The 11,410-nt window shown below is 70.1% G+C and carries 8 protein-coding genes and 2 riboswitches; of the genes, 6 read left to right on the forward strand and 2 right to left on the reverse strand.

Going from position 1 to position 11,410, the window contains the following annotated elements; all coding sequences use genetic code 11:
* The first annotated feature begins 108 nt into the window (after window positions 1-108).
* The 5 genes from H286_RS0103225 to gcvP all read left to right on the forward strand — a co-directional run bounded on the left by H286_RS0103225 (window position 109) and on the right by gcvP (window position 7,329).
* Complete coding sequence (locus tag H286_RS0103225; protein ID WP_020097083.1) at window positions 109-1,281, forward strand: MarP family serine protease; 1,173 nt, start codon at window positions 109-111, stop codon at window positions 1,279-1,281.
* Window positions 1,282-1,343: 62 nt separating this feature from the next.
* Window positions 1,344-1,429: riboswitch (glycine riboswitch) on the forward strand.
* Between the two features lies 1 nt (window position 1,430).
* Window positions 1,431-1,522, forward strand: a riboswitch (glycine riboswitch).
* A 74-nt stretch (window positions 1,523-1,596) separates the two neighbouring features.
* Window positions 1,597-2,961, forward strand: a complete 1,365-nt coding sequence (locus H286_RS0103230; RefSeq protein ID WP_020097084.1) for an L-serine ammonia-lyase — start codon at window positions 1,597-1,599, stop codon at window positions 2,959-2,961.
* Window positions 2,962-2,972: 11 nt separating this feature from the next.
* A complete protein-coding gene (gene gcvT / locus H286_RS0103235) occupies window positions 2,973-4,091 on the forward strand; it encodes a glycine cleavage system aminomethyltransferase GcvT (protein WP_020097085.1) in 1,119 nt (372 codons plus the stop codon).
* On the forward strand, window positions 4,088-4,468 hold the full coding sequence (gene gcvH, locus H286_RS0103240; RefSeq protein ID WP_018188294.1) for a glycine cleavage system protein GcvH: 381 nt from the start codon (window positions 4,088-4,090) through the stop codon (window positions 4,466-4,468). The genes gcvT and gcvH overlap by 4 nt, the downstream gene beginning before the upstream one ends.
* Window positions 4,465-7,329, forward strand: coding sequence for an aminomethyl-transferring glycine dehydrogenase (gene gcvP, locus H286_RS0103245; RefSeq protein ID WP_020097086.1), 2,865 nt, complete (start codon window positions 4,465-4,467; stop codon window positions 7,327-7,329). The genes gcvH and gcvP overlap by 4 nt, the downstream gene beginning before the upstream one ends.
* 189 nt (window positions 7,330-7,518) lie before the next feature.
* On the opposite strand, the gene H286_RS0103250 is transcribed toward gcvP, so the two are convergent.
* Together H286_RS0103250 and H286_RS0103255 are read right to left on the reverse strand one after the other, a co-directional pair.
* Entirely contained in the window at window positions 7,519-8,541 is a 1,023-nt protein-coding gene (locus H286_RS0103250) for a hypothetical protein (RefSeq protein ID WP_020097087.1), read from the reverse strand.
* Window positions 8,542-8,750: 209 nt separating this feature from the next.
* Complete coding sequence (locus H286_RS0103255) at window positions 8,751-9,545, reverse strand: CPBP family intramembrane glutamic endopeptidase (protein WP_018188291.1); 795 nt, start codon at window positions 9,543-9,545, stop codon at window positions 8,751-8,753.
* Window positions 9,546-9,741: 196 nt separating this feature from the next.
* On the opposite strand from H286_RS0103255, the gene H286_RS0103260 reads away from it, so the two are divergent.
* Window positions 9,742-11,385 carry a peptide ABC transporter substrate-binding protein gene (locus tag H286_RS0103260; RefSeq protein ID WP_036324044.1) on the forward strand — a complete coding sequence of 548 codons (1,644 nt, stop codon included), beginning with the start codon at window positions 9,742-9,744 and terminating at the stop codon, window positions 11,383-11,385.
* Window positions 11,386-11,410: the final 25 nt, after the last annotated feature.

The following is an 11,410-nucleotide window of genomic DNA, read 5'->3' on the forward strand; positions in this document are numbered from 1 at the left end:
GAACCGCAACATGGACGATGACACGAACCGATTTCCCAGCAGCCGCGTCCTACGCTGATCACGAGTGACCGCCGGCTCTCCCGGGCGGACTCGTCAAGGGAGGCCGCCGTGCTCGTCGTCGACATCATCGTCGTGCTCGTGCTCATCGCCGCACTGTTCGGCGGACTCCTGCGCGGTCTCGTCGCGACGGCGGGCACGCTGATCGGCGTCGTGCTCGGCGCCGTCCTCGCTGTCTGGCTGACGCCCGTCATCGCTCCGACCTTCGCGGGGTGGGAGTACCGCAGCCTCGTGCTCGCGATCATCGCGCTGGCCATCGTGGTCCTCCTCGCTTCCCTCGGCACGGCGGTGGGCGCTCGCGTGCGCCGACGGGTCGATCGGGTCAAACTCGCCCCGCTCGACCGCATCCTGGGCGGCCTCGTCAACACCGCCGCAGCCGCCCTCGTCCTCCTCCTCGCGAGCGGGGCGATCGTCGGATCCGGGATGCCGGTGGTCGCCCCCGCCGTCGCCTCCTCGCGCGTGCTCGGCGCCATCGACGCCCTGACCCCGCCGGCGGTCGATTCGGCGCTCGCCGAGTTCCGCGGATTCATCGTCGACGAGGGCATCCCGCGCGTGGGCGAACTGCTCGCCCCCGAAGTCGAGCCGACGGCGCCCCCGGTCGCGCTCGACGATCCGCAGCTCGAGCGGGCCGGGGCATCCGTCGCCCGCATCAGCGGCAACGCGTACGCATGCGGCGCGTCCCTGACGGGATCCGGTTTCGTGGTGGCGACCGACCTCGTCGTCACGAACGCCCACGTCGTGGCCGGTGTCGACACCCCGCTCGTGGAGCTCCCCGGTCGCGATGCCGAGGAGGGGCGAATCGTCTACTTCGACCCGATCGACGACCTCGCGGTCATCAGCGTCTCGGGGCTCGACGCCCGCCCGCTCCCGATCGTGGGCGACGTGGCGGCCGGCACACCGGTCGCCGTGCAGGGGTACCCCCTCGGCGGTCCGTTCACCAGCAGTGCGGCATACGTGCTGTCGGTGGGCGACGCGATCGTCTCGGACATCTACGAGAAGAGCTCGCAGCCCCGCGAGATCTACGCGCTCCAGGCGGACGTTCGGCCCGGCAACTCGGGCGGACCGCTGCTCACCGAGGCGGGCGAAGTGACCGGTGTGGTCTTCGCCCGAGGCCAGGACGACGCATCGCGCGGCTACGCGATGACGACCGACGAGCTCCGCCCCGCGCTGGAGGTCTCACCCGACGCGGCGACGGTCTCGTCGGGGGAGTGCACGAGCGACTGACGCCGTATCGGCGCAGCGGGCCCCGATGATAGGCTCGCGCTCACAATCGCACACCGGACCATCGCGTCTGCTCGGGAGAAGCCCTCGTGGCTGCCGAAGGAGCAATCCCTCCCCGGAATCTCTCAGGCCCCCGTACCGAGCCGACATGGTCACTCTGAAAAGCGGCATTCTCGGATGCCCGCCGACGGGGCAAGCGGGCATCGCCCGTGAAATCTCTCAGGCCGATGACAGAGGGGGAGGAACTCACCCGCATCCCGCTGCGCCGTCAGGAGTTCCGTTGTTCCCACCGTCACACCCACCCGCTCGATCATCGCGATGACTCCGGGCATCGGCGTCTTCGACCTCTTCACCGTCGGTATCGGGCCGTCCAGCTCGCACACGGTGGGACCGATGCGAGCCGCCGCGGACTTCGTCTCCCGCATCGATGCCGACGCGGCGAACCGCGTGCAGGTCGATCTGTACGGCTCCCTCGCGGCGACCGGTCGCGGACACGGCACGCTGACCGCCGTCCTGCTCGGGCTCGAGGGCCTCGAGCCCGACGTGGTCCTGCCCGCCCAGGTCGAGGAGCGGACGGCCGCGATCGCCGACGAGCGTCGGGTGCGGGTGGGCGGCACGGGCGAGGTCCCGCTGTGCGAGGACGACGTCATCCTCCACCCCCTCACGATCCTCCCGGGGCACACCAACGGGCTGCGGCTGCGGGCCTGGGATGCCGCGGATGTCCTCCTCGACGACGCCGTCTACTACTCGACCGGCGGCGGCTTCATCGTGCGCGACGGCGAGCAGGCGCAGGCGGCGGCGACGGCATCCGTCCCGTTCCCCTTCGAGACCGCGGCGGAGCTCCTCGCCCACTGCGACCGCGAGGACCTGTCGATGGCCGAGATCCAGCGCCGCAACGAACTCGTCTCCCGCACCGGCGACGAGATCGACGGCGGCATCCTGCATCTCGCCGATGTCATGAGCGAGAGCGTCGTCTCAGGTGCCTCGCGCGAGGGGATGCTGCCGGGCGGCCTGCGGGTCCCGCGCCGCGCGCCCGCCTGGCGCAACAGGCTGCGCCTCGACGACCCGACGGGCGACGATCCCGCCCTCTGGCAGGAGTGGGTGAACTTCGTCGCCCTCGCGGTCAACGAGGAGAACGCGTCCGGCGGGCGGATCGTGACCGCACCGACGAACGGCGCCGCGGGGATCATCCCCGCCGTCCTGCACTACGCGACCCATTACGCGGCGAAGGGGCGGTCTCGCGACGAGGTCGTCATCCCCTTCCTGCTCACCGCGGCCGCGATCGGCGTCCTCTACAAGGCGCGTGCCTCGATCTCGGGTGCCGAGGTCGGTTGCCAGGGCGAGGTCGGTTCCGCGTCGTCGATGGCGGCCGCGGGACTCGCGGAGGTCCTGGGAGGGACGCCCCGGCAGGTCGAGAACGCCGCCGAGATCGCGATGGAGCACAATCTCGGCCTCACGTGCGACCCGATCGGCGGTCTCGTGCAGATCCCGTGCATCGAACGTAACGCGATCGCCGCGGCGAAGGCGATCAACGCCGCCAAGATGGCGCTGTGGGGCGACGGCACCCATCGCGTCTCGCTCGATGAGGTCATCGTGACCATGCGCGAGACGGGGCGGGACATGAGCAGCAAGTACAAGGAGACGGCGCTCGGCGGCCTCGCGGTCAGCGTCGTGGAATGTTGAGCGGAGACGGCATGACCGAGACCACGACCGAGCCGCGGCGATCGCCGCTGCATGAGCTGCACGAGCGGCTCGGCGCATCCTTCACCGATTTCGGCGGCTGGCTGATGCCCGTCCGCTACACGTCGGACCTCGCGGAGCACCACGCCGTGCGGGGGAGCGCGGGACTGTTCGACATCTCGCACATGGCGGAGTTCCGCATCGAGGGTGCGGGGGCGGCGGACTTCCTCGACCGTGCCCTCGCGGGTCGGCTCTCGACGATGAAGGTGGGAAAGGCCAAGTACTCCCTCGTCCTTGCGGACGACGGCGGCATCGTCGACGACGTCATCGTGTACCGCATCACCGAGGACGAGTTCCTCGTCATCTCCAACGCGGGCAACCGTGCCGAGGTCGCGGCCGCCTTCGCCGCCGTCGAGGCCGGTGACGCGCGCATCGAGGACATCACCGACCGGATGTCGCTCATCGCCGTGCAGGGCCCGGCGGCCCGCGGCATCCTCGAAGCCACCGCGGGGATCGAGGACGTCGATCCCGCGTTCGCGGACATGACCTACTACTCCTGGGCGCTCGGGTCGTTCCAGGGTCGGAGCCTGTTCGTCGCCCGTACCGGGTACACCGGCGAGGACGGCTTCGAACTCATGGTGCCGAACGAGACCGCCGAGGGCCTCTGGCACGCCGTCTCCGAGGCGGGCGCCGTGCACGGGCTCGTGCCCGCGGGCCTCGCCGCCCGCGACACGCTCCGCCTGGAGGCGGGGATGCCGCTCTACGGCCACGAGCTCTCGCGGGACATCGCCCCCGCGCAGGCCGGGCTCGGCCGCGTCGTCGCCCTCGACAAGGAGGAGTTCGTCGGCAAGGACGGTCTCGCCGCCCGCGACCTCGACGGCGCCCCCGTCCTCGTCGGTCTCGCCGCCGAGGGCCGCCGCGCCGGTCGTGCCGGCTACGCCGTGCTCTCCGGCGACGAGACCGTCGGCGAGATCACCTCGGGAGCCCTCAGCCCGACCCTCGGCCATCCCGTCGCGATGGCCCTCGTCCACCCCTCGGCATCCGCTGAGGGCACCGTCCTGACCATCGACGTCCGGGGGACCCGCATCCCCGCGACCGTCACCGCCCTCCCCTTCTACCGGAGACAGAAATGACCGACCTCACCGCCCTGTCCTACACCGCCGAGCACGAGTGGATCGCCTTCGACGGCGACGTCGCGACCGTCGGCATCACCGACTACGCCGCCGAGAAGCTCGGTGACGTCGTCTTCGTCGAGCTCCCCGCCGTCGGCACCGCCGTCACCGCGGGCGACACCTGCGGCGAGATCGAGTCGACCAAGTCCGTCGGCGAGCTCTACGCGCCGCTGACCGGAGAGGTCGTCGAGGTCAACGACGCCGTCGTGGACGACCCGTCCTCCGTCAACGCCGGTGCCTTCGACGCGTGGCTCGTCAAGATCAAGGTCGACGGGGCGCCCTCGGGCGACCTCCTCGATCGCGACGCCTACGTCGCACTGACGGGCGGCGACGCGTGAGCTCGACCTTCCGCGACCGCCACATCGGCACCGACTCGGCCGCGCAGGCCGAGATGCTCCGCGTCCTCGGCCGCGACTCGGTCGAGGGTCTCGTCAGCACGGCTGTGCCCGATGCGATCCACGTCGCCGAGCGCGACAGCATCATCCCGCCCGCGGCGACCGAGGCGGAGGCGCTCGCGGAGCTCCGCGAACTCGCGTCGCAGAACCGCTCCGCGCGCGCGATGATCGGCCTCGGCTACTACGACACGCTGACCCCGTCGGTCATCCAGCGGAACGTCCTCGAGAACCCGTCCTGGTACACGGCGTACACGCCGTACCAGCCCGAGATCTCGCAGGGCCGCCTCGAGGCGCTCATCAACTTCCAGACGATGGTGACCGACCTCACGGGCCTCGCGACCGCCAATGCGTCGATGCTCGACGAATCGACGGCCGTCGTCGAGGGAATGCTGGTCGCTCGCCGCGCCTCGAAGTCCGCGTCGAACGTGTTCCTCGTCGACGCCGACGCGATGCCGCAGACGAAAGCGCTGCTGCACCACCGCGCCGCCGCCGTCGGCGTCGAGATCCTCGAGACCGATTTCGCCGAGGTCCCCGAGGTCCCCGAGGTCCCCGAGGCGTTCGGCGCCTTCGTGCAGTACCCCGGCGCGACCGGTCGGGTCTGGGACCCGTCTGACGTCATCGCCGCCGTGCAGGCGCAGAAGGGGCTCGTCGTCGTCGCGGCCGACCTCCTCGCGCTCACGCTCCTGCGCTCCCCGGGATCGATGGGCGCGGACGTCGCCGTCGGGACGACGCAGCGCTTCGGCGTGCCCATGGGCTTCGGCGGACCGCACGCCGGCTACATGGCCGTCCGCGCCGGTCTCGAGCGTCAGCTGCCGGGGCGCCTGGTCGGCGTGTCGATGGATGCCGCGGGCCAGCCCGCCTACCGTCTGTCGCTGCAGACCCGGGAGCAGCACATCCGCCGCGAGAAGGCGACGTCGAACATCTGCACCGCCCAGGTGCTGCTGGCCGTCATGGCCGCGATGTACGCCGTCTACCACGGCCCCGACGGGCTCAAGCGGATCGCCGAGGAGACCACCGCCAAGGCGTCGCTCCTGCGCGACTGGCTGGTCGGGTCGGGCGCCGAGGTCCTGCACGAGGCGTACTTCGACACGCTCGTGGTCCGCACTCCGGGACGCGCGGAGGACGTCATCGCCGATGCGCGCCGCCGCGGCTACCAGCTGTGGTTCCGCGACAGCGACTCGGTCGGGATTTCGGTTGACGAGACGACGACCGTCGCGGACCTGCAGGCCGTGGCATCCGTCTTCGGCGTCGACTCGTCGAAGGTCTTCGTTCCCCTCCGGGACCGGAACGCCCACCTGCCGGCGGCTCTCCGTCGCGTGGACGAGTACCTGACGCATCCGGTGTTCAACACGCACCGCTCCGAGACCGCCATGATGCGGTACCTGAAGCAGCTCGCCGACCGCGACTACGCGCTCGACCGCGGCATGATCCCGCTCGGCTCGTGCACGATGAAGCTCAACGCGGCGACCGAGATGGCGGCGGTGTCGTGGCCCGAGTTCGCGCGGGTCCACCCGTTCGCGCCGGCCGACGACGTCGCGGGCTACCTCGTCATGATCGAGCAGCTCGAGGCGTGGCTCGCCGAGGTCACCGGGTACGACGCGGTCTCGCTGCAGCCGAACGCCGGGTCGCAGGGCGAGCTCGCGGGGCTCCTCGCCATCCGCGGCTATCACCACTCGCGCGGCGACCTGCACCGGGACGTCTGCCTCATCCCGTCGTCCGCGCACGGCACCAACGCGGCATCCGCCGTCCTCGCGGGGATGCGGGTCGTCGTCGTCGCGTGCGACGAGGCCGGCAACGTCGACCTGGCGGATCTACGAGCCAAGGTCGAGACGCACGCCGACAGCCTCGCGGCGCTCATGATCACGTACCCGTCGACGCACGGCGTCTACGAGCACGACGTCATGGACATCACCGGCGCCGTCCACGCCGCGGGCGGTCAGGTGTACGTCGACGGTGCGAACCTCAACGCGCTGCTCGGGTTCGCCCGCTTCGGCGACCTCGGGGGCGACGTGTCGCACCTGAACCTGCACAAGACGTTCGCGATCCCGCACGGCGGCGGCGGACCCGGTGTGGGCCCCGTCGCGGCGAAGGCGCACCTCGCCCCGTTCCTGCCCTCCCACCCGATGGCGCAGCGAGCCGAGCACGCCGGCGGTCACGTGTTCGACGGCGGTCCGGTCTCGGCGGCGCCCTACGGCTCGGCATCCATTCTGCCGATCTCGTGGGCGTACGTGCGGATGATGGGCGCCGACGGCCTTCGTCAGGCGACCGCCGCCGCGGTGCTCGCGGCGAACTACGTCGCGCGTCGCCTGGAGGGCCACTACCCGGTGCTGTACGCGGGTGAGGGCGGGCTCGTCGCGCACGAGTGCATCCTCGACCTGCGTCCGCTCAAGGAGGCCACGGGCATCACGGTCGACGACGTCGCCAAGCGGCTCATCGACTACGGCTTCCACGCCCCGACGATGTCGTTCCCGGTCGCGGGGACGCTCATGGTGGAGCCGACGGAGTCCGAGGACCTCGCCGAGCTCGACCGCTTCGTCGAGGCGATGATCGCGATCAGGGCCGAAGCGGATGCCGTGGCCGCGGGGGAGTGGCCGGCGAACGACAACCCGCTGGTGAACGCGCCGCACTCCGCGGCATCCGTCATCACCAGCGAGTGGGCGCATCCGTACCCCCGCGAGATCGCCGTGTACCCCGTACCCGGCATCGTGCGCACGAAGTACTGGCCGCCCGTCCGCCGCATCGACAACGCCTACGGCGACCGCAACCTCGTCTGCGCCTGCCCCCCGATCGAGGCCTTCGCCTGAGGCGGCCGGGCCCCGCGCGTTCTTTCGCGAGACTGCACGCTGACGCCGAGACCGCGGGCTAACACCTCGGTCTCGGCGCGTCCGTGCAGTCTCGCGGCGCGGGATGCTGTCGCCCCCGCGGACCCCGGAGCGCCGCCGCACGAGCCCGGCCCGCCCCCGAGACTGCACGCAGCGCACGAGACCGCGGCTTCAGGCCCCGGTCTCGGCGCGTGCGTGCAGTCTCGCGGCGGGGAGACGCGGCGCGAGCGCGGCGCGAGCCGTCGCGAGACGGTACGGGTCGGGGAGCGCGATGCGCGGAAGACCTGCGCCGCGGAGGATCCCGTCCAGCGCATCGGGGTCGACGAGGTCCGACCAGCCCCAGTGCAGGACCGACCGGATGCCGCGTGACCGGAGTCTGTGGTCCCGCTCACGGCGCGCGCGCAACAACGACGCCCGGTCGCCGAACCGGCCGTCGTATTTGAGGTCGCCGTCCGCCTCACCGACGATCTCCGATCCGGGCCACCAGAAGTCGGAGCGATCGGTCGCGCCCGGTCCGCTCCACTCCGTCTGCAGCTCGGGTTCCTCGTAGCCGAGCAGTTCGATGATCGCCCGGCTCGCGGACTCGAGCGTGGACTCCGCCTCCGCCCGGGCACGATGCAAGGGCCACCGGGCGATGCGGCGCCCCCGCGAACTCGGTCGCTGCTCGTTCTGCTCGACGAGCGACTCCACGGATGCCGCCGGATCCAGTCGCAGTGCGGCGTCGGCTGCGATGAGCCCCACCACGACGTGCCGAGCTCGCGCGAGATCGACGGCGCAGTCCGACGGCGAGACGGCGGCGAACCCGCCGAGGTCCACGACGTCCCGCGCGCCCGTCGTCGTGTGCATGCGGAGGCCCGCGTGCAGGCGCGAGGTGCGGGTCGGATCGCTCAGGGCGTGGACAACGCCGGGATCGCCGAGGATCGGCATCCCCCAGATCGCCGCGGCCGACTCATGGCTCAGGACGAGCCCCGGGTGCACGAGGATCGTGGCGTGGATGCGGGCCACGTATCGGTCCCACGGGGCCAGCGGTCGCCACTCCGTGATCGGCGTGTAGACGCCGCGCACGACGGACACGAGCTCGCCGCGTGCCGCGATGCGCGCGGCGTGGGGCACGTCCCGCGCCCGCAGGAGCGGAACGGGGCACGCGACGGGAGCGCGACGGACGACGGGCAGGGGATCGGCGATCACGGGCATGGCCCCGATGGTCCCGAGCCGTCACCGTCCTGACCGCCACAGCAGCACGCCCCGTGGACACCCCGCCCGCCGGCCTCGCGGTGGAGGAACCGTCCGCCGCCCCCGGTCCCCTCCACGAGACTGCACGCGGCCCACGAGACCGCGGCCCCACGCCGCAGTCTCGGCGCGACCGAGCAGTCTCCCGGAACCCGGAACCCGACCCCGGAACCCTACGCCGGCGGTCCGAACACCCCCGGCCACCACGCGGCGGCGAGGGGGTACCCGACGAACGCCACGATGTCGATCAGCACGTGCGCGACGACGAGGGGCATGACCCGACCCCACCGCGAGTAGACCCAGCCGAACACGACCCCCATCGCCATGTTCCCGATGAGCGGACCGAAGCCCTGGTACGCGTGGTACGAGCCCCGCAGCGCGGCGGTCGACAGAATGATCGCCCACGTGTTCCAGCCCAGCTGACGCAGCCGGTCGAACAGGTATCCCACCATGATGACCTCTTCGAGAAGGCCGGCTCGGAGCGCGGCGAGAAGCAGGAGCGGCACCGTCCACCAGGAGGAATCGATCGGCGAGGCATCCACTTGGACGGTGATGCCCATGACGCGGCCGAGCGCATAGAGACCGAGACCCGGCACGCCGATCACGAGGACGAGGAGCGCGCCACCACCGAGGTTGCGTCCGAACCGCTCGAAGGTCAGGCCGATCTTGGCGAAGCCGGAACGGGCCGGCTCCCAGAGCAGATAGATCGCCAGCGCCACGGGCGCGAAGGCGAAGAACGCGTCGAGGAACTGGCCGATGACGTCCCACACCGCGGACGGCGCCGCACCCGGATTGAGCGAGGTCTGCTGATCGCCGAGGGGCGCGCGGGTCAGCGCCTCGATGAGTGCGAGCACCGAATACACCGCCGACCGGCCCAGCGAAAGGGCGAGAACGATCCCGATCTCCCACCACAGACGCGCGCGTGACGGCGTGGACGTGGCGGCGGGGGAGTCCGTGAAAGCGGCCATCCGGTCAGGATGCCACGTCCGCACGAGTGCGGGATGCTGCGGGGCCCCACCGATCAGACTGCTTTATCCAGAGGTTCCCAAGTAAAGGCTGTGTAACGGTCTTGTGAGGGATTTGTCGCATTGCGCTCAGCCTGCTTAGTGTGCTTCTCATCACGCCTGGGTCGCTAAGCCTCGACCCGGGCTTTCATTAGGTCTCATGGAGGACACTTTGAAGCGCAACAAGATCGGCGTGGCGGGCCTCGCCCTGCTCGGCGCCACCAGCCTGGTTCTCGCAGGCTGCGCGAGCAGCGGTGGCGACACCAACACGGACGACAACTCGTCCGGCGGCACCACGACCGAGGTCATCACGACCAACGGCTCGGAGCCCCAGAACCCGCTCATCCCCACCAACACGAACGAGACCGGTGGCGGCAAGGTCGTCGACTCGATCTTCGCCGGCCTCATCTCGTACAAGGCCGACGGCTCGGTCGAGAACGACGTGGCCGAGGACATCGCCGTCGACTCGCCCACGCAGCTCACCGTCACGCTCCGCGATGGTGTGACGTTCTCCAACGGAGACCCCGTCACCGCCGATAGCTTCATCGATGCCTGGAACTACGGTGCTCGACTGGCCAACAAGCAGAACGCCTCGTACTTCTTCGAGGACATCGAGGGCTTCAGCTACGAGAAGGACGTCGAGAAGCTCTCCGGACTCAAGAAGGTCGACGACCAGACCTTCACCATCACGCTGAACAAGCCCGCCTCGGACTTCGCGCAGCGTCTCGGCTACTCTGCATTCTTCCCGCTCCCCAAGGTGGCGTTCGAGGACATGAAGGCCTTCGGTGAGAACCCGATCGGCAACGGCCCGTACAAGCTCGCCAAGGAAGGCGCGTGGGAGCACAACGTTCGGATCGATCTCGTTCCAAACGACAGCTATGACGGTCCTCGTACGCCGAAGAACGGTGGCCTGGACATCGTCTTCTACTCGACTCAGGACAGCGCCTACACTGACCTGCTCGGCGGCAACCTCGACGTCCTTGACGCGATCCCCGACAGTGCCCTCGAGAGCTACAAGACCGACCTCCCCGACCGCTCGGTCAACCAGCCGGCCGCGATTTTCCAGTCGCTGACCATCCCCGAGTGGCTCGACGGCTTCCAGACCGACGAAGAGGGCAAGCTCCGCCGCGCGGCGATCTCGCACTCGATCAACCGGGACCAGATCACCGACGTGGTGTTCAAGGGCACGCGCACGCCGGCGAAGGACTTCACCTCGCCCGTCATCGACGGCTGGAGCGACTCCGTTCCGGGCAACGACGTCCTCGACTACGACCCGGAGCTCGCCAAGGAGCTGTGGGACCAGGCCGACGCGATCAAGCCGTACAGCGGCGAAGACTTCACGATCTCGTACAACGCTGACGGCGGCCACCAGACGTGGGTCGACGCGGTCGCGAACTCGATCTCGAAGACACTCGGCATCAAGGCCGTCGGCAAGCCGTTCCCGGACTTCGCGACCTACCTCGACGCCCGCGACAACGAGAAGGTCGATGCCTTCCGCTCCGGCTGGCAGGCGGACTACCCCGGTCTGTACAACTTCCTCGGCCCGCTGTACGCAACCGGTGCAGGATCCAACGACGGCAAGTACTCGGACAAGAAGTTCGACGACCTGCTCGCCAAGGGCATCAGCGAGACGGATGAGGCTGCACGCAACTCCACCCTCCTCGAGGCTCAGTCGGTCCTCTTCGAGGACCTCCCCGCCATCCCGCTCTGGTACTCCAACGTCAACGGCGGTTGGGCCGACGGCGTGAAGAACGTGGAGTTCGGCTGGAACTCAGTGCCCCTCTACTACGAGATCACCAAGTAATCTCATAAACAGCATCACCTCACAC

The sequence above is a fragment of the Microbacterium sp. 11MF genome (assembly GCF_000383475.1).
In the GTDB taxonomy this organism is placed as follows: Bacteria; Actinomycetota; Actinomycetes; order Actinomycetales; family Microbacteriaceae; genus Microbacterium; species Microbacterium aquilitoris.